At 57.7% G+C, this 18,529-nt stretch carries 19 protein-coding genes; 12 read left to right on the top strand and 7 right to left on the bottom strand.

Going from position 1 to position 18,529, the window contains the following annotated elements:
* Position 1: 1 nt before the first annotated feature.
* Positions 2-1,348 carry a carbohydrate porin gene (locus AC1MDT_RS15885; RefSeq protein ID WP_480418037.1) on the top strand — a complete coding sequence of 449 codons (1,347 nt, stop codon included), beginning with the start codon at positions 2-4 and terminating at the stop codon, positions 1,346-1,348.
* 116 nt (positions 1,349-1,464) lie between these two features.
* A complete protein-coding gene (locus AC1MDT_RS15880; RefSeq protein ID WP_414907929.1) occupies positions 1,465-2,319 on the top strand; it encodes a D-hexose-6-phosphate mutarotase in 855 nt (284 codons plus the stop codon).
* Between the two features lie 158 nt (positions 2,320-2,477).
* Here the strand turns inward: AC1MDT_RS15880 and AC1MDT_RS15875 are convergent, their stop codons facing one another.
* Complete coding sequence (locus tag AC1MDT_RS15875; protein WP_173667542.1) at positions 2,478-3,338, bottom strand: MurR/RpiR family transcriptional regulator; 861 nt, start codon at positions 3,336-3,338, stop codon at positions 2,478-2,480.
* Between the two features lie 226 nt (positions 3,339-3,564).
* Between AC1MDT_RS15875 and zwf the strand changes: the two genes are divergently transcribed.
* The 4 genes from zwf (at position 3,565) to AC1MDT_RS15855 (ending at position 7,413) form a co-directional block, all read left to right on the top strand.
* Positions 3,565-5,034 carry a glucose-6-phosphate dehydrogenase gene (zwf, locus tag AC1MDT_RS15870; protein ID WP_480418036.1) on the top strand — a complete coding sequence of 490 codons (1,470 nt, stop codon included), beginning with the start codon at positions 3,565-3,567 and terminating at the stop codon, positions 5,032-5,034.
* Entirely contained in the window at positions 5,021-5,734 is a 714-nt protein-coding gene (gene pgl / locus AC1MDT_RS15865) for a 6-phosphogluconolactonase (protein ID WP_480418035.1), read from the top strand. Before zwf ends, pgl begins: the two co-directional genes overlap by 14 nt.
* Positions 5,735-5,751: 17 nt before the next feature.
* Positions 5,752-6,417 carry a bifunctional 4-hydroxy-2-oxoglutarate aldolase/2-dehydro-3-deoxy-phosphogluconate aldolase gene (locus AC1MDT_RS15860; RefSeq protein WP_480418034.1) on the top strand — a complete coding sequence of 222 codons (666 nt, stop codon included), beginning with the start codon at positions 5,752-5,754 and terminating at the stop codon, positions 6,415-6,417.
* Between the two features lie 270 nt (positions 6,418-6,687).
* Positions 6,688-7,413, top strand: a complete 726-nt coding sequence (locus AC1MDT_RS15855; RefSeq protein ID WP_480418033.1) for an intradiol ring-cleavage dioxygenase — start codon at positions 6,688-6,690, stop codon at positions 7,411-7,413.
* A gap of 2 nt (positions 7,414-7,415) precedes the next feature.
* On the opposite strand, the gene AC1MDT_RS15850 is transcribed toward AC1MDT_RS15855, so the two are convergent.
* Together AC1MDT_RS15850 and AC1MDT_RS15845 are read right to left on the bottom strand one after the other, a co-directional pair.
* Positions 7,416-8,597: an aminotransferase class V-fold PLP-dependent enzyme gene (locus AC1MDT_RS15850; protein ID WP_480418032.1), complete on the bottom strand. Its 1,182-nt coding sequence runs from the start codon at positions 8,595-8,597 to the stop codon at positions 7,416-7,418.
* 18 nt (positions 8,598-8,615) lie between these two features.
* Positions 8,616-8,852, bottom strand: coding sequence for a DUF3820 family protein (locus AC1MDT_RS15845; protein WP_003213031.1), 237 nt, complete (start codon positions 8,850-8,852; stop codon positions 8,616-8,618).
* A 204-nt stretch (positions 8,853-9,056) separates the two neighbouring features.
* Here AC1MDT_RS15845 and AC1MDT_RS15840 point away from each other — a divergent pair, with 204 nt between their 5' ends.
* A complete protein-coding gene (locus AC1MDT_RS15840) occupies positions 9,057-9,524 on the top strand; it encodes a ferritin-like domain-containing protein (protein ID WP_480418031.1) in 468 nt (155 codons plus the stop codon).
* Between the two features lie 141 nt (positions 9,525-9,665).
* On the opposite strand, the gene AC1MDT_RS15835 is transcribed toward AC1MDT_RS15840, so the two are convergent.
* On the bottom strand, positions 9,666-10,136 hold the full coding sequence (locus AC1MDT_RS15835) for a MaoC family dehydratase (protein WP_480418030.1): 471 nt from the start codon (positions 10,134-10,136) through the stop codon (positions 9,666-9,668).
* A 42-nt stretch (positions 10,137-10,178) separates the two neighbouring features.
* The gene (locus tag AC1MDT_RS15830) at positions 10,179-11,123 is read right to left on the bottom strand and encodes an alpha/beta hydrolase (RefSeq protein ID WP_480418029.1); all 945 of its coding nucleotides are present in this window, start codon (positions 11,121-11,123) and stop codon (positions 10,179-10,181) included.
* A 259-nt stretch (positions 11,124-11,382) separates the two neighbouring features.
* Here AC1MDT_RS15830 and fadD2 point away from each other — a divergent pair, with 259 nt between their 5' ends.
* Both fadD2 and fadD1 read left to right on the top strand, forming a co-directional pair.
* The gene (gene fadD2, locus AC1MDT_RS15825; protein ID WP_480418028.1) at positions 11,383-13,071 is read left to right on the top strand and encodes a long-chain-fatty-acid--CoA ligase FadD2; all 1,689 of its coding nucleotides are present in this window, start codon (positions 11,383-11,385) and stop codon (positions 13,069-13,071) included.
* A gap of 383 nt (positions 13,072-13,454) precedes the next feature.
* A complete protein-coding gene (fadD1, locus tag AC1MDT_RS15820; RefSeq protein WP_480418027.1) occupies positions 13,455-15,155 on the top strand; it encodes a long-chain-fatty-acid--CoA ligase FadD1 in 1,701 nt (566 codons plus the stop codon).
* Positions 15,156-15,324: 169 nt separating this feature from the next.
* On the opposite strand, the gene AC1MDT_RS15815 is transcribed toward fadD1, so the two are convergent.
* Positions 15,325-15,702, bottom strand: a complete 378-nt coding sequence (locus AC1MDT_RS15815; RefSeq protein WP_033056806.1) for a hypothetical protein — start codon at positions 15,700-15,702, stop codon at positions 15,325-15,327.
* A 200-nt stretch (positions 15,703-15,902) separates the two neighbouring features.
* Here AC1MDT_RS15815 and AC1MDT_RS15810 point away from each other — a divergent pair, with 200 nt between their 5' ends.
* The 3 genes from AC1MDT_RS15810 to def all read left to right on the top strand — a co-directional run bounded on the left by AC1MDT_RS15810 (position 15,903) and on the right by def (position 17,756).
* The gene (locus tag AC1MDT_RS15810) at positions 15,903-16,094 is read left to right on the top strand and encodes a CsbD family protein (RefSeq protein WP_201120159.1); all 192 of its coding nucleotides are present in this window, start codon (positions 15,903-15,905) and stop codon (positions 16,092-16,094) included.
* 169 nt (positions 16,095-16,263) lie between these two features.
* Positions 16,264-17,214 (top strand): YihY/virulence factor BrkB family protein, encoded by a 951-nt coding sequence (locus tag AC1MDT_RS15805; RefSeq protein WP_480418026.1) that lies wholly within the window; start codon positions 16,264-16,266, stop codon positions 17,212-17,214.
* A gap of 2 nt (positions 17,215-17,216) precedes the next feature.
* Positions 17,217-17,756 carry a peptide deformylase gene (gene def / locus AC1MDT_RS15800; RefSeq protein WP_480418025.1) on the top strand — a complete coding sequence of 180 codons (540 nt, stop codon included), beginning with the start codon at positions 17,217-17,219 and terminating at the stop codon, positions 17,754-17,756.
* A 135-nt stretch (positions 17,757-17,891) separates the two neighbouring features.
* On the opposite strand, the gene AC1MDT_RS15795 is transcribed toward def, so the two are convergent.
* Positions 17,892-18,314 carry a GNAT family N-acetyltransferase gene (locus AC1MDT_RS15795; protein ID WP_480418024.1) on the bottom strand — a complete coding sequence of 141 codons (423 nt, stop codon included), beginning with the start codon at positions 18,312-18,314 and terminating at the stop codon, positions 17,892-17,894.
* Between the last annotated feature and the right edge of the window lie 215 nt (positions 18,315-18,529).

The raw sequence follows: 18,529 nt of genomic DNA, 5'->3' as shown, positions 1-18,529 counted from the left end.
GATGAAGAAGAAAAACAACGCTCAGCTTATCTGCCAGTTGTCAGCTATTGCGGTGATGACGATGGCCGGTAACGTACACGCGGCTGATGCGTTCAGTGCCGATTCCAAGTGGATGACGGGTGACTGGGGTGGCGAGCGGACCAAACTGATCGAGCAAGGGATCGACATCAAGGCGGATTACGTCGGTGAAGTGGGCGGCAATCTCCACGGTGGCTACAACCACGACAAGACCGCGCGTTACGCCGACCAGTTTGGTCTGGGCGTGGCGCTGGACCTGCAAAAGCTGTGGGGCTGGGACAACACCCAGGCCAAGATCCAGCTCACCAACCGTAACGGTGAGAACATCTCCAATGACCGTGTCGGCGATCCGCGTGTCGGCACCTTGAGCTCCTCGCAGGAAGTCTACGGCCGTGGCCATATGGTCCGCCTGACCCAATTGTGGGTCCAGCACCAGTTTCTCGACAATAAACTGGACATCAAAGCCGGTTACTTCGGTGAAGGTGAAGACTTCAACACCTTCCCGTGCGAATTCCAGAACCTGGCGTTCTGCGGTTCCCAGGTGGGTAACTGGGCCACCAATATCTGGTACAACTGGCCGGTCAGCCAAGCGGCGATCCGCGTGAAGTACAACATCACGCCTGAGTTGTATGCACAGATCGGCGCGTACAACCAGAACCCGACGCAGCTGGAGCACGGTAACGGCTTCAAACTCAGCGGCAGTGGTACCGCAGGCACCGTGTTGCCGGTCGAGCTGGTCTGGTCGCCGAAGGTCAACAACCTGCCGGGCGAATACCGCGTGGGTTACTACAAGAGCACTGCCGACGCCAATGACGTTATTGAAGACGACAACGGCAATGATGCGGCAACCACCGGTAAACCGTATCGCGTCCACGACAGCAAGCACGGCTCCTGGTTCGTGGCACAGCAACAACTTACAAGCCACAACGGTGACGCTTCTCGCGGTCTGAACATCGCGGCCAACGCCACCTTCCACGACAAGGCCACCAACATCGTCGACAACTACCAGTCGCTCATGTTTGTGTACAAGGGCCCGTTCGATGCACGTCCAAAAGATGATGTCGGCATCGGTTTCGCCCGTATCCATGTCAACGATAACGTGGAGCAAAACGCCGAGTTGGTCAACGCCGCCAATGGTGTCACCGACTACGACAATCCGCTGTTCTCGCCGCTGCAAACCACCGAGTACAACTACGAGATCAACTACGGTTTCCACGTGACCAACTGGCTGACTGTGCGGCCTAACCTGCAATACGTCACTCACCCGGGCGGTGTTGATGAAGTCGACAACGCGCTGGTGGCTGGCCTGAAAATTCAGTCGGTGTTCTAACGCTGTTGCGATAAGCTCCTCTCTATGTGCGCATATTTGCGGATGGCCAAGGCTATCCGCTTTTTTTTGGGGGAGGGCGCACCCCGGGTGACAGATGATTTTCAGGACTGCGGCACATGCTTGAGCATCCGCTACAACGCTTCTTCAAATCCTTGCGCGAACGTCCGGTGTTTGCGTGGGAGCGCTATCAGATGCGCGACGTGCTGGTGATTGATCATCCGCTGTGTCAGGCGGTGTTCAGCCGTCAGGGCGCGCAGTTGCTGCACTTCCAGCCCAAGGGGCAGAAACCCTGGCTCTGGTGCGCGGCGAAGTGGCCGCAGGTCGGCGCCATTCGTGGCGGTGTGCCGGTGTGCTGGCCGTGGTATGGCCGTCACCCGAGCGAAAACGCCTGGCCGTCCCATGGCTGGGCACGGCTGATCGACTGGAAGTTGCTCGATAGCAGTAGTGACGACGAGGGAGTGCGCCTGCATTGGCAGCTTCAGTTGTGCGACTGGCAAGTAGACCTGCATGCGCACCTGGGCGAGCGGATGGACTTGCGCCTGAGCACCGAGCATCAGGACAGCCTGCCGTGCCAATTGAGCCAGGCGTTGCACGCTTATTGGCGTATTGGTGATGTCGGCGAGGTAGCGCTGTCTGGCCTCGAGGGCGCGCAGGGTTACGATCAGTTGAGCCGGCAGGTTTGTCATCAGGAAGGTGAGTTGCGCGTCGATGGTGGTTGCCAGCGAGTGTTCCAGCATGAGGGCGAATTGCAGCTCAAGGACCATGCCTGGCAACGAGCGTTGTGTATCGATACCGGTGACGATGCGGACACGGTGGTGTGGCACCCTGGCTCACGACCGTTATTGGGCGTGAGTTGGAACGAGATTTCCGGGTTTGTCTGTGTTGAGGCGGCGAGCGGCGGGACTGATAGCCTGAGCCTGGCGCCGGGGCAGAGGGCGCATTTGAGTTTGCAGGCGCGGGTTGGGGTTTAGTTCAAGGCTTGCGGTATTGCTGCTGGCCTCATCGCGAGCAAGCTCGCTCCCACTTTGGTTCACCGTCGTACACAGATGTTGTGTTCGCTGAAGATCCAATGTGGGAGCGAGCTTGCTCGCGAAGGCGGCCTATCAGGCAACGAAGCAATCGGGCGGAATCAGTTGAACTCATCCCCAATCGGATACCGACTGGCATTCAAGCTTTCCTTGATCTTGCGCAAATGCGGCTGGAAATCCACGCCCCGGCGTAAGGTCATGCCGGTGGCGAGCACGTCCAGCACGGTCAGCTGAATGATCCGCGACGTCATCGGCATATAGATGTCGGTGTCTTCCGGCAGTGGAATGTTCAGGCTCAAGGTGCTGGCCTTGGCCAGTGGTGAGCCCTCGGCCGTCAAGCCCAGTACCGAAGCACCGTTTTCCCGAGCGATGCGTGCGACTTCCACCAGCTCGCGGGTGCGGCCGGTGTAGGAAATGATCACGAACAATTCGCCGGTGTGGGCCACCGACGCGATCATGCGCTGCATCAGCACGTCGGCATGGGCCGTGACGGCCAGGTTGAAGCGGAAGAACTTGTGCTGTGCGTCCAGCGCCACCGGAGCCGAGGCGCCGAGGCCGAAAAAGTGGATCTGTCGGGCCTGGATCAACAGGTCGACGGCGCGGCTGATCAGGTTCGGGTCCAGTGCCTGCAAGGCACTGTCCAGCGACGCGATGGCGCTGCCGAAAATCTTCTTGGTATACGCTTCGGGATTGTCGTCCGCCTCGACCGCACGGCTGACATACGCCGCACCACTGGCCAGGCTTTGGGCCAGCTGAAGCTTGAGTTCAGGATAACCACTGACGCCAAACGAACGGCAGAAACGGTTGACCGTCGGCTCGCTGACCTTTGAGGCCTGGGCGAGGGCGGCGATGCTGAACCGGGTGGCCTGCTCAGGGTTAAGCAGGATCACTTCGGCGACTTTGCGTTCGGCCTTGTTCAGGTCTTCAAGGCGATTCTGGATCTGTTCCAGTAAATTTCGCACGCGGTCCATAGATGTTCCTTAAGTCAGATGCGCAAACAAGCGCTCTGCTATGCAAAAAGGGCCTTTGATGCGGCCCATAACGGTGGCCTATCCTACTGATGGCTCCAACCGACCACCACTCGGAATCTGTATTTTGCGAAAATGTTGTGGTTATTACTACATTTTCCCTTGAGTGATGCCTTAAAAAAAGGTATTTGTAGCTTAACTTGATAAAAGAACAAACATCATGCCTTCGATTACGGTTGAACCGTGCACCTTTGCCTTGTTCGGCGCCCTCGGCGATCTGGCCTTGCGCAAGCTGTTTCCTGCCCTTTATCAACTCGATGGCGCAGGCCTGCTGCATGCGGACACGCGGATTATCGCGCTGGCCCGTGAATCCGGCAGCGAGCAAGAGCATCTGGCGTTTATCGCCTCCGAGCTGCGCCGTTACGTCGGGGCCAAAGAGCTGGACGACGCCGTGGTCGAACGTTTCCTGGCTCGCTTGAGTTACCTGCACGTCGACTTCCTCAAGACTGACGATTATGTCGCCCTGGCTGAAATGGCCGGCAGCGCTCAGCGTGTGATCGCCTACTTCGCAACGCCGGCCGCCGTTTATGGCGCGATTTGCGAGAATCTGGCAAAGGTCGGCCTGGCTGAAAACACCCGTGTAGTGCTGGAAAAACCCATCGGCTCTGATCTGGAATCCTCGCGCAAGGTCAACGACGCCGTGGCGCAGTTCTTCCCGGAGAACCGCACTTACCGTATCGACCACTACCTGGGCAAAGAGACCGTTCAAAACCTGATCGCCCTGCGTTTTGCCAACAGCCTGTTCGAAACCCAGTGGAACCAGAATTACATTTCCCACGTGGAAATCACCGTGGCCGAGAAGGTCGGGATCGAAGGCCGCTGGGGCTACTTCGACAAGGCCGGTCAGCTGCGGGACATGATCCAGAATCACCTGCTGCAACTGCTCTGCCTGATCGCCATGGACCCGCCGGCCGACCTGTCCGCGGACAGCATCCGTGACGAGAAAGTCAAAGTGCTCAAGGCACTGGCGCCGATCAGCCCGGAAGGCCTGACCACTCAAGTGGTGCGTGGCCAGTACATTGCCGGTTACAGCGAAGGCAAACCGGTTCCCGGTTACCTGGAAGAACCGAATTCCAATACCCAGAGCGACACCGAAACCTTCGTCGCCCTGCGGGCCGATATCCGCAACTGGCGCTGGGCCGGTGTGCCGTTTTACCTGCGGACCGGCAAGCGCATGCCGCAGAAGCTGTCGCAGATCGTCATCCACTTCAAGGAACCGTCGCACTACATCTTCGCTCCCGAGCAGCGCTTGCAGATCAGCAATAAGCTGATTATCCGCCTGCAACCGGACGAAGGCATTTCCTTGCGTGTGATGACTAAAGAGCAAGGCCTGGACAAGGGCATGCAGCTGCGCAGCGGTCCATTGCAGCTGAATTTTTCCGACACCTGGCGCAGCGCACGGATTCCCGATGCGTACGAGCGGTTGTTGCTGGAAGTGATGCGCGGCAATCAGAACCTGTTTGTCCGTAAAGATGAAATCGAAGCCGCGTGGAAGTGGTGTGACCAGTTGATCGCCGGGTGGAAAAAATCCGGTGATGCGCCCAAGCCGTACGCGGCCGGGTCCTGGGGGCCGATGAGCTCCATTGCTCTGATCACGCGGGATGGGAGGTCGTGGTATGGCGATATCTGAATTGAAACTGCCTCAGGGCGTCAGCGCCCATGAGTTCAAAAGCCCCGTGTTGCTGGCCGATGGTTTGGCGTTGACGGTGGCCAAGCAACTGAGTGACGCCATCGACGCTCGCGGCTCCGCGACGCTGGTGGTGTCCGGTGGACGCAGCCCGGTGGCGTTTTTCCAGAACCTGGCCAGGCAGAAACTGGACTGGTCCAAGGTTGTCGTCACCCTGGCCGACGAGCGCTGGGTGCCGGTAGAGCATGCCGACAGCAATGCCGGTCTACTCAAGCGCTACCTGTTGCAAGGCCCGGCGGAAAAGGCTCAGTTCCTGAGTCTGTACAGCGCCACCGCGAACCTTGAGCTGGCAGCCGAGCAGGCCGACCGTTTGCTTGCCGAGTTGCCGCCGATCGACGTGCTGATACTCGGCATGGGCGACGATGGTCATACCGCTTCGCTGTTCCCGAATAGCCCGAACCTGGTCGATGCCTTGAAAGTCGACGGCACGCGTCGCTGCTGGCCGATGCTGGCACCGACCGTGCCGCGTCAGCGCCTGACCATGAGTCGCGCGCTGCTGGCCTCGGCCAAGCACACCGTTTTATCGATTTCCGGTCAGTCCAAGCTGATCACCCTGAGTGCCGCATTGGCCGGTGACGATGTCGCCGCCATGCCGATTCGCGCGTTTCTGCAACCTACGTTAGAGATTTACTGGTGCCCATGAGCCAAGGATCAGCCGCTATGAAAAACACATCCCCGACCGTTTCCATGGCGGACAAAGTTGCCCTGATCGACAGTCTCTGCGCTAAAGCGCGGATTCTGCCGGTGATCACCATCGCTCGCGAACAGGACATTCTGCCGTTGGCCGACGCCCTCGCTGCCGGTGGCCTGACGGCCCTGGAGGTGACGCTGCGTTCGCAGTTCGGCCTCAAGGCCATCCAGATTCTGCGCGAGCAGCGTCCGGAACTGGTGACCGGTGCCGGCACGGTGCTGGATCGCACCATGCTCGCCGCTGCGCAAGCAGCCGGTTCGCAATTCATCGTCACGCCGGGTATCACCCGTGACCTGCTGGAAGCCGGTGTCGAGAGCCCGATTCCGCTGTTGCCGGGCATCAGCAATGCTTCGGGCATCATGGAAGGCTACGGTCTGGGCTATCGCCGCTTCAAGTTGTTCCCGGCGGAAGTCAGCGGTGGCGTCGCAGCCATCAAGGCCCTGGGCGGCCCGTTCGGCGAAGTGAAATTCTGCCCGACCGGCGGCGTCGGCCCGGCCAACATCAAGAGCTACATGGCATTGAAAAACGTCATGTGCGTGGGCGGTAGCTGGATGCTTGATCCTGAGTGGATCAAGAACGGCGACTGGGCGCGCATTCAGGAATGCACCGCTGAGGCATTGGCGCTGCTGGACTGATCGGATTCACCAAACACTTCGTTGTGTGTACTACGGCTTTACGGTGCGCTTGGTCGGTGCACCGTTTTTTTTGCCCGCAAAAAAACGGTGGGAGCGAGCCTGCTCGCGATGGACGATAACGATAACGCGTGCTGTCTGAATGATCGCGATCTCCCGAAGTTTTTCGCGAGCAAGCTCGCTCCTGCATGAGACATCGTGCGATACATAGTTACCGCATCTCACCGCTCGTCCGGCGCTAACCTGAGTTCATCTTATGGAAGAGCGAACATCATGGACGACAACACCTCACTTACATCCGTACAACCGGTATACCAGCTGTCACCCGAGCAGATCGCCGGCCCTTATTTCCGAAATCCGAAACTAATCAGACGAAACATCAGTGAAGGCACCGAGGGTATTCCCTTGGTGCTACGGCTGACGATCGTCGATGCCATGACCGGGCAACCGGTGACAGACGCCGTGGTCGATATCTGGCATTGCAACGCACGCGGGGCCTATTCGGGCTGGAGCCTGGTGAACCCGGACAAGGAAGTCGACGTCGGCGACATTGGTGCGATCCCGCGAACGGACGACGACACCTATTTGCGTGGAGGGCAATGCACGGATAAAAAGGGCATCGTGCGGTTTACCACCACGTATCCGGGGTTCTACGCGGGCCGCGCCTTGCACATCCACGTCGCCGTGCGCGTGAAGGCCGGTAACCATTGCATGGATGCGCGACACGTCGCCTGGGTCGGCCAGCTTTACTTTCCCGAGGTGGCCTCGCGGTCGGTACTCAACGCCAGGGAATACAGTGGTCGAGCCGTCCCGTCGCTGACCAATGCACAGGATTTTTTTTATAAGACCATGGCGGGCGAAGCCTCGACGTTGAACGTTCACGCCATCAGTCGAGACTCACATGAAGACGGTTTTTTCGGGCACCTCACCATCGGTATCGACACGTTTGCAGTGTCGACACAGATCAAACCCGAAGACTTCGACAAGTACACCGTGTGACGTCAACGCAGCTCGTTCAGTGCCTGGGTCAGTAACGTCATGTGCGCTGCCGTCGTGGTAAGCCCTGGGGTAATGCGAATGCACGGCCCACACGCCGCACCGCTGCGCATGACGGTAAACAGGTTGTAGTCATTGAGCAGCCGCTCAACCATCGTTTGCTGATCGGCATGCCGGGTGAAGCGCATCGACGTGATGCAGCAATAAAGGTGCGGGTCATCCGGGGTCATCACTTCGATCCCCGGCAGCTCCCGCACCGCTCTCACCCACAAGTTACGCAGGTAATTGAGCCGTGCGCCTTTGGCGGCGGAACCGCCCATCGCGTGATGCTCTTCGAACACCAGCGGCAGGGTCATCAGCGCCGGAATATTCGGTGTGCTGTACGGGGTGCGGGCGCGAATGTCATCGAGTGGAAAGTGCATCTCGCCCATGTCCGGGTCGATGTCGCCCAGGCGCTCGGGGGCGATGTAGATGAAACCCAGGGTCAGCGGCGCACCGATCCATTTGTGCAGGTTGTAGCCGGCGAATTCGATGCCCATTTCATCGAGATTGAACTCGATCTGGCCGAGCGCATGAGCGCCGTCGAGGATCACGTCGATCCCATGTTCCTTGGCGGCTGCGGCGATCGCCTTGACCGGCATGACCAGCCCCGTGCGGTGGGTGACGTGGGTCAGGGCCATCAGTTTCAGTCGCGGATAACGCTCGAAGGCTTGGCGGTAAGTGCTTAGCAAGCTGTCGAAGCTGGCGGGGTGCGCGTGTTCGATCTCGATCACCTCGACACCGCGGTTGCGCGCCAGCCAGCGCATTGCGCCTTTTACCGTGTCGTACTCCAGATCACCTATCAGCACCTGATCGCCCGGCTTCAGGCGGTTGTAGTTGCGGATCAGCGATTGCAAACCCTCTGTAGCGTTGCGAGTGAGGGCGACCGATTCGGCGGGGGTGCCAACCAGCTCGGCGAGCTGCGCACGAATGTACAGGCTATCGCGCTGTTCGAAACGCTGGCGCACGTAAACCGAATTGCTACGGTTGATCAGTTCGATGTTGCGCTGATATTCCTCGACCACTGTGCGCGACAGGCGCCCGAAGTAGCCGTTTTCCAGATTTACCGGGCCGGGTTCGACGGTGTAACGGTCGGCAAACATCTGCCAGAAGGCTTCATCACGGGCGCGGCGGGTGTTATCGGGCATGAGTGACTCGGTCCAGGATCAATGGCGGGGTGCGGGTTTGCCATGTTTGGCGCGCAGTGGTTCGAGCAATTCCGACAAGCCGTTATGATCGATTTCCTGCATCAGGGCCAACAAGCCTCCGAGTTCGCCATGGGGGAAACCTTCCCGGGCGAACCAGTTCAGGTAGGGGCCGGGCAGGTCGGCAATGATTCGGCCTTTGTATTTGCCGAAGGGCATTTCACGGGTAATCAGCAGTTCGAGCTTTTCAGGGTTCATCAATGAGTCGTCGTGATTCAAACAGTCAGGAAAATACAGGCATTCTGCATGCAGGCCAAATGACAGATCATGCAAAAAACGCGGGTACAGGTCCGGGTATAAAAACCAAGTTATTGAATAATAACGTTTAATTAATCAATTCTAAGCTGGCACGCAGGCTGCAACGTTTATTGCATCTTTCATCAACCCGCAAGGAATTGAAAAATGACCGACATGAATAAAGAAGCGATTTCTGTACTCAATGACCTGATTGAAACCAGTAAGGACGGTCAGGAAGGGTTCAAGACTTGCGCTGAAGACATCAAACACCCTGAACTCAAAACCTTGTTCATGCAACGCTCGTCCGATTGCGCAACCGCTGCGGCGGAACTGCAGAGCGCGGTACGTTCTATGGGCGGCGATCCCGAAACCTCCACCAGCGTCAGCGGTGATTTGCACCGTCGTTGGGTCGACGTGAAAGCGATGTTCACCGGCAAAGGCGAAGAGGCAGTGTTGAACGAAGCCGAGCGCGGTGAAGACCACGCGTTGAAGGCGTACAAGGACGCCATCGAAAAAATCAACAAACACAACCTGGTGGGCATTCGTGACCTGGTCGAGCGTCAGTATCACGGCGTGCAACGTAATCACGATCAGGTAAAAGCGCTACGGAACGAGGCTCGCGCACGTTCGTAAGCGTTCGCCCGGGGTATCTACAAGATTCGGCGTCTACCTGTAGGAGCGAGCTCGCTCGCGAAGATCTTGAACGCAACGCGTTCATTCAGGACGAACGCGTTACCGTTAACGTCTTTCGCGAGCGAGCTCGCTCCTACATCATCAGCCGATGCTGATTGCCGGTAGCGTCGGCAGCGTCACGGTCTGCTGCTTGCGCGGTGCCAGAATCTCTGCCTCGCCATCTACCACCAATTCATCTCGCTGGTTAAATACCCGAGTGGCAATACGCACGCGAAACTTTGGCAGCTTCTCGAGAATCTCCAGACGCACGGTCAGCGTGTCACCAATTTTCACCGGCTTTTGAAAGCTCATCTGCTGACCGATATAAATAGTCCCCGGCCCAGGCAGCTCGCAGGCAACGGCCGCACTGATCAGAGCGCCGCTAAACATGCCGTGTGCGATGCGCTCCTTGAACATGGTGCTGGCGGCGAATTCAGCATCCAGGTGCACCGGATTGTGGTCCCCGGACATCGCGGCGAACAACTGAATATCACGCTCTTCGACCGTCTTGCTGTAGCTGGCGGTCTGGCCAACTTCAAGGGCTTCGTAAGGGGTGTTGGTAACCTGGGTCATGTGTCTCAATTCCTGTCACGAATAAAAAAAATCACAAAAAAACTATTCGGTTTTGTGTGGCCGGCGGGTACTCAGCGCCTGGGCGATCCAGTTCAACACGTCAGCGATCACTTGATCGCGATTACTCTCGTTGAACAGTTCATGCCGTGCCTGCGGGTAAATGGTCAGTTGCAGATGGCGGCTACCAGCCTCGCGCAGCGCGTGGGCCAGATCTTTCAGACGTTTGCCTTCACTCACTGGATCACATTCGCCACCTATTACCAATAGCGGCAGGCCCGGATCGATCTGGGCGAGATTGGACGCTTTGCTGATTTGCTGCAACCCGCCAAGCAAATCGATCCATAGCTGATTGGTGCAGCGAAAGCCGCAAAGTGGGTCATTGGCGTACAGATCGACCTCTTCCGGATCACGACTGAGCCAGTCGAATTGGGTCCGCACGGGTTTGAATGACTTGTTGAACGAGCCGAACGACAACCATTCGATCAAGGCGCTACGACCTTTGGGGCCCTGGCGCAGCTTTTCGAGACGGGCGATTTGCCGCGCCGCGCGATAAAGCGCAATGGGTTGAAAGTTCGAACCGCTGAGAATGGCACCGTGCAGGCTGGCGCTGTGATGCAGCAGATAGGCCTGAGCGATGTAGCTGCCCATGCTGTGGCCGAGCAGGACGATCGGCACGCCGGGATGCTGTTGGCCGATGTGCTGATTCAGGCTCGCCAGGTCACCGACGACCTTGCACCAACCGTCATCGTCGGCGAAATGACCCAGCGTCCCTTTTTCGGCAGTTTTGCCATGTCCACGCAGGTCCAGTGCGTAAACGCCATAGTCCTGTTCGCAGAGTTTTTCGGCCAGACGAGCGTAGCGACCACTGTGTTCGGCCATGCCATGGGCCAGCAGGATGACGGCCTTGAGCGGGCCAGCAGGTAGCCACTGGTTGACGAACAGGCGGCTGCGGTCACTCGCGGTCAGCCAGAAGGTGTCGTGGATCATGGCGATTCCTTTTGCATAGGGCTACAGGTGGCATGGGCGTCGTTGCATTGTATAGCGCATCCCACGCGTGCCGTCTGATCAGGCCACGCCACGGCAGGAAGATTCACACGATCAATGACGCCTATTGGCATATTTGCCTGATTCGTCATAGCTGTTAGTGTCCGTGAAGCCCCGCTATTCGCTTTCTGCTTTTGAGGAATGAGAGAGAAGCGACAGAAAAGCGGCCCCCGGATAGGTTCAGGTAACGAGGACAAGAACAATGCAACCTGATTTCTGGAATGACAAACGCCCGGCCGGCGTGCCCCTGGACATTGACCAAGAGGCCTATAAGTCGGTCATTGAAGTGTTCGAGCGTTCCTGCAAGAAATTTGCTGACCGTCCGGCCTTCAGCAACATGGGCGTCACCCTGACCTACGCCGAGCTGGAACGCTACAGCGCGGCATTTGCCGGTTACCTGCAAGCCCACACCGACCTGGTGCCGGGGGATCGCATTGCGGTGCAGATGCCCAATGTCCTGCATTATCCGATTGCCGTGTTCGGTGCCTTGCGCGCCGGATTGATCGTGGTCAACACCAACCCGCTGTACACCGCGCGGGAGATGCGTCATCAGTTCAAGGATTCCGGCGCCCGGGCATTGGTTTACCTGAATATGTTCGGCCAGAAGGTCCAGGAAGTGCTGGCCGACACCGACATCCAGTACCTGATCGAAGCGAAAATGGGCGATCTGATGCCCAGCGCCAAGGGCTGGCTGGTCAATACCATGGTGAGCAAGGTCAAGAAAATGGTTCCGGCGTATTCCTTGCCGCAGGCCATCTCTTTCAAGAGCGCGCTGCGTTTGGGCCGGGGTCTGGGCATCAAGCCGCTGAAAATCAGCCTCGACGACATCGCCGTGTTGCAATACACCGGGGGCACCACCGGCCTGGCCAAGGGCGCGATGCTGACCCACGGCAATCTGGTGGCGAACATGCAGCAGGCTCGGGCTTGTCTCGGCCAGTTCGGCCGCGACGGGCAGCCGCTGCTGCGCGAAGGGCAGGAGGTGATGATCGCGCCGCTGCCGCTGTACCACATCTATGCCTTCACGGCGAACTGCATGTGCATGATGGTGACCGGCAACCACAATGTGCTGATCACCAATCCGCGGGACATTGGGGGCTTCATCAAGGAACTGAAAAACTGGCGGTTCTCGGCGTTGCTGGGGCTCAACACGCTGTTCGTCGCGCTGATGGACCATCCGGATTTCAAGACCCTGGACTTCTCCAGTCTCAAACTCACCAATTCTGGCGGCACCGCACTGGTCAAGGCCACTGCCGAGCGTTGGGAAGAACTCACGGGTTGCCGCATCACCGAAGGTTACGGCCTGACCGAAACCTCACCGGTGGCCTGCACCAACCCTTATGGCGATCAATCGCGGATCGGCACGGTTGGCTTGCCGGTGCCGGGCACTACACTCAAAGTCATCAACGATGAGGGCGTCGAGCAACCGTTGGGCGAGCGCGGCGAACTGTGCATCAAGGGCCCGCAGGTGATGAAAGGCTACTGGCAGAAACCCGAGGCGACCGCCGAAGTGCTGGATGCCGAGGGCTGGTTCAAGTCCGGCGACATTGCAGTGATCGACCCGGACGGTTTTGTACGCATCGTCGACCGCAAGAAGGACATGATCATCGTCTCGGGTTTCAACGTGTACCCGAACGAGATCGAAGACGTAGTGATGGCTCACCCGAAAGTCGCCAACTGCGCGGTGATCGGCGTGCCGGACGAGCGCTCGGGGGAAGCGGTGAAGTTGTTCGTGGTGGCCCGCGAATCGGGTGTCAGCCTTGAAGAGCTGAAGGCCTACTGCAAGGAAAACTTCACGGCGTACAAAGTGCCCAAGCACATCGTGTTGCGTGAGTCGTTGCCAATGACGCCGGTGGGCAAGATTCTGCGTCGGGAGTTGCGTGATATCGCTTGATCGTTGAATGGCCGCGCTTCGCGCGGATCGCGGGCAAGCCACGCTCCCACAGGTCCAGTGTTGTTCTCAAAGTAGTGAACGACGCGGAACCTGTGGGAGCGGGCTTGCCCGCGATGCTTTTCAGAGGATGGAAGCCCCGATTTCAGAGGCTTCCAAGGGTTTATAGAATTTTTGCTCTAAAACTGACTATTAAGTATTTGTTGGTCGAAAATGTGACCATTGAGGCCGATTTTGGCTCTAGTCGACCCTAGGCAAAGCTGCTACTCTCGGCCCGCTTGTGACTTCTCGGCCTTATATAAAAGCCAGACTCACCAATAATCAAACACCAATAATAATCGCATCAAATGCGGTATTGAATTCGCGTTGCTGAGGAGTGGGCTTCCATGATCGAAGACTTTTGGAAGGATAAGTACCCTGCCGGGATTGCTGCCGACATCAATCCGGACGAGTATCCGAATATTCAGGCAGTGTTGAAGCAGTCATGCCAACGCTTCGCCGACAAGCCGGCATTCAGCAACCTGGGCAAGACGCTTACCTACGGTGAGCTGTACGAATTGTCCGGCGCTTTTGCCGCTTACTTGCAACAGCATACCGACTTGCAGCCGGGCGATCGAATCGCCGTGCAATTGCCTAACGTCTTGCAGTACCCGGTCGCCGTTTTCGGTGCCATCCGCGCCGGTCTGATCGTGGTCAACACCAACCCGCTGTACACCGCGCGGGAAATGGAACACCAATTCAACGACTCCGGTGCCAAAGCCCTGGTCTGCCTGGCCAACATGGCGCACCTGGCCGAGATTGTCGTGCCGAAAACCGGGGTCAAGCACGTCATTGTCACCGAAGTGGCCGACCTGCTGTCGCCGCTCAAGCGACTGCTGGTTAATAGCGTCATCAAGTACGTGAAGAAGATGGTCCCCGCGTATCACTTGCCTAAAGCCATCAAGTTCAACGAGGTGTTGAGCAAAGGTCACGGCCAGCCCGTCGCTGAAGCCAACCCGACCAGCAGCGATGTCGCGGTGCTGCAATACACCGGTGGCACCACCGGCGTGGCCAAAGGCGCGATGCTGACCCACCGCAACCTCGTGGCGAACATGTTGCAGTGCAAGGCACTGATGGGTTCCAACCTCAATGAAGGTTGCGAGATCCTGATCACACCGCTGCCGCTTTACCACATCTATGCCTTCACCTTTCATTGCATGGCGATGATGCTGATCGGCAACCACAACATCCTGATCAGCAACCCGCGCGACCTGCCGGCCATGGTCAAGGAACTGTCGAAGTGGAAGTTCAGCGGTTTCGTCGGTCTCAATACCTTGTTCGTGGCCCTGTGCAACAACGAAGGTTTCCGCAAGCTGGATTTCTCGGCGCTGAAAATCACCCTGTCCGGCGGCATGGCCCTGCAACTGGCGGCGGCGGAGCGCTGGAAAGCGGTCACCGGTTGCGCGATTTGCGAAGGTTACGGCATGACCGAAACCAGCCCGGTGGCTACCGTGAACCCGATCCAGAATATTCAAATCGGTACTATCGGTATCCCGGTGCCATCGACCCAGTGCAAAGTCATCGACGATGCCGGTGTTGAACAGCCGATGGGCGAAATTGGCGAGCTGTGTGTGAAAGGTCCGCAAGTGATGAAGGGCTACTGGCAGCGCCAGGAAGCCACCGATGAAATCCTCGACAGCGAAGGCTGGTTGAAGACCGGTGACATCGCGCTGATCCAGCCGGACGGCTACATGCGCATCGTCGATCGCAAGAAAGACATGATTCTGGTCTCCGGTTTCAACGTGTACCCGAACGAACTGGAAGATGTACTGGCGACCCTGCCGGGCGTGCTGCAATGCGCCGCTATCGGCATACCGGACGAGAAGTCGGGCGAGGCGATCAAGATCTTCATCGTCGCCAAACCGGGCGTGACATTGACCAAGGAACAGGTGATGGAGCACATGCGTGCCAACGTCACCGGCTACAAGGTTCCACGCGCCGTGGAGTTCCGCGATGCGTTGCCGACCACTAACGTCGGCAAGATCCTGCGTCGTGAATTGCGTGACGAAGAGTTGAAGAAAATCGCCGCCAAGAAGGTCGGCGCGTAACCCACAAAAAGCCCCGCAGATGCGGGGCTTTTTTTGATCTGAGAGATTTTCATTGTCCGCCAGGCCGCTATCGCGAGCAGGCTCGCTCCCACATTTTTGACCGCGTTTCTTCAGGGAAAATGCGGTCACTTGTGGGAGCGAGCCTGCTCGCGAAGCTTTGGCTTTTGGCTTACAACCGGAACTGCGCGAAATTGACGTTGGTGCCCGCCGGACGCATGTCCTGCAAGTACGAATCTTTATCCGCGCTCAACTCCAGGCTCAAGGCGGCTTTGCGCTTGCCTTCATTGCGCACCACCAGGCCTTCGAGCTTCTCGCGCAGGAACACCGTCGGCACTTTCAGGTGCAGCAGTTCGTCGGTATCCGGCGTGTGCATCAGCAGGTGAACCCATTCGTACTGACCAATGGCCAGGCGAGCCACCGGAATATCGAACCACCAGATGTTACGGTTGCGGTTCAATTCGGTGAAATGGCAGTTGTTGACGCCAAGCACAGCACCGCCGAGTTCCTGGTTTCTGCGGGCAATGGCCTGCTTTTTATCGAGTTTCATAACATTCCTACGGGATTGGATCTTCAGCGCCAAGGCCTGAATACGTTGCGCATTCTCGGGGGTTAGCCTGCAAACATAAAGCCTAACCTGCTTCGATCGATGAAATGTGCGGCCAAAAATAAATGAAACTCCCTGCAAACGCCTCCGGTCAATCGTTGTGTAACTACTTTCCCCGTTGAATTGTTCACAGGAGAAACACCATGAGCAGCACTGGCGATAAAGTAAAAGGCATGGCTAACGAAGCCGTCGGCAACGTCAAGCAGGGCGTCGGCAAGGCAACTGACAACACCCGGCTGCAGGCCGAAGGTAAAGTGCAGGAAAAAAAAGGTGAAGTACAAGAGGCCATTGGCAAGGCCAAAGACGCGATCAAAAAAGGTGTCGACAAGGCGTGATTCCGCCTTTGACGCGGATCAGAAACGGCCATCCGCGGATGGCCGTTTTTGTGTCAGCCTGAACTTGAACAAGGAAATTGTTTCATATTCGCCAAGTAGGCTACTTTGATGTAGAAAACGGCCCCTGAGTCGCTACGACTTCAACCCTTTGCGGCGAAAGGAGACGCTAATGATTTTCCCGGACATGAAAGGTCTGCCCATCCACCGTGTGATGGTGCGCACGGTGACCGAGTTCATTGCCGACGAGATGTCGACCTATGCCTCGGCGCTGGCCTATCAGATGCTGTTCTCGCTGTTTCCTTTCATTCTGTTCCTCATCGCCCTGGTTGGTTTCCTGCACCTGCCGGACTTCTTCTCCTGGTTGCGCCTGCAATCGGAACTGGTCCTGCCGCCACAGGCACTGGAACAGGTAAACCCGGTGATCGACCAGCTCCAGCAATCCAAGGGTGGCTTGCTGTCGGTCGGTATTGTCATCGCGCTGTACACGGCTTCCGCCGGTGTGCGGCTGATGATGAACGCGATGAACGCGGCGTATGACGTGGTCGAAGGCCGTCCGTTATGGAAGCGTTTTCCGCTGTCGGTTTTCTATACCGTGGGCATCGCCGGCATGTTGCTCATCGCCGCGGCGCTGATGGTGCTCGGGCCGCAAGTAATGGGCTGGATCGCCTCTCAGGTCGGTCTGGAGGATTTCATTGTCACGGTCTGGACCATTGCGCGCTGGCCGGTGATCGTGATCCTGATGATGGTCGCGGTGGCACTGATTTATTACGTCATGCCTGACGTCAAACAAGAGTTTCGCTTCATCACCCCCGGCTCTGTGCTGGCCGTGGTGGTATGGATCATTGCGTCCCTGGGCTTCGCGTTTTACGTCAAGACCTTCGCCAACTACAACGCCATGTATGGCAGTATCGGTGCGATCATCGTGCTGTTGCTGTACTTCTATATTTCCGCGGCGGTGCTGTTGCTCGGTGCGGAGATGAATGCGGTGATCGAGCACATGTCGACCGAAGGCAAGGACCCTGGCGAAAAAGTCCCCGGCAAGCACCATCACGAAGACAAAAACCATGTTTCGGGGTTGGGCCGGGATCATTCGCTCAAACCGAACACTGACGAAGCCTGACCATGATCCGTGAAATTTTGAAAATGGGCGATGAGCGCCTGCTGCGTATTGCTCCGCCAGTTCCTGCCGAGATGTTCGACAGCCCTGAGTTGTGGCAGCTGATCGATGACATGTTCCAGACCATGGAAAGCGTCGGTGGGGTGGGCCTGGCCGCGCCGCAGATCGGCGTCGATCTGCAACTGGTGATCTTCGGTTTCGAGCACAGCGAGCGCTATCCGGACGCTGAAGCGGTGCCGCAGACGATACTGATCAACCCGTTGATCACACCGTTGAGTCCAGTGCTGGAAGAGGGGTTTGAAGGGTGTTTGTCGGTGCCCGGCCTGCGGGGCGCGGTGGAGCGTTATCAGCAGATTCGCTACGAAGGTTTTGATCCGAAAGGCTTGCCGATCGTGCGCGTCGCCTCGGGGTTTCATGCGCGTGTGGTGCAGCATGAATGCGATCACCTGATCGGACGGTTGTATCCGTCGCGGATTATCGACTTCAGCAAATTCGGGTTTACCGACGTCATGTTTCCGGATCTGGATCCCAACGCAGACGATTGAAACCACACAAATCCAATGTGGGAGCGAGCCTGCTCGCGAAGGGGCCTCTACATTCACTATTTTCAGTGACTGACACTCCGCCTTCGTCGGAACGCCGCCCGGAGCCGGCTCGCTCCCAAAGGTGATATCCGTATTTCAATGGGCCAGGGCCGGTTCCAGGCCCATGGCGATCATCGGTTTGCTGCGTGCATAACGGGTCAGCCGTTCGACCATGGCGTAAGGCATTTGCGGATCGAAGGAAAACCCGCGGCGTTCGTAAAAGCCACGCAAGTCCGGATGACAGAACAGCCAGACCGGGTGTTCGAGACCTTTCACCGCTTGCGCAACCAACGCCGCCGCGATCCCTTGTTCACGACAGGCCGGGTCGACGAACAAACCGGTCAGCCAGTGGCCGCCTGAGACCGGTCGCAAACACAGCGCACCAATGATTTCATCGCGTCGCGCGACCCACAATTGCGCGTCACGGACCGCTTTCATCGATGACTGGTGGGCGCGATAAAACTTGTTCATCAAGGGCCACAAAGGCTCGTCGAGCAAGGTGTACTGGGTGTTGGGCATGGTGGTGGGCTGTCGGTGTGCAAAGTGGGCGATTATAAAAGAACACGCGCGCGGGGATAGGTGTATACCTGATCTCACATCCCGTATGAGTGGAGTAAGTATCATGGCCAAAGGCATGGATTCAAAGAAAGCAGCGAAGAAAAAACCGGCGAAAACCGCCGATGAAAAGCGCGCGGACAAGAAAGCCAAGAAGGTGGATGTGTTCGGTCACTAAG

Source organism: Pseudomonas sp. ASL7, from assembly GCF_056680375.1.
Note: the sequence above shows the minus strand (reverse complement) of the source record. Positions and strands in the feature narration are given on the sequence as shown.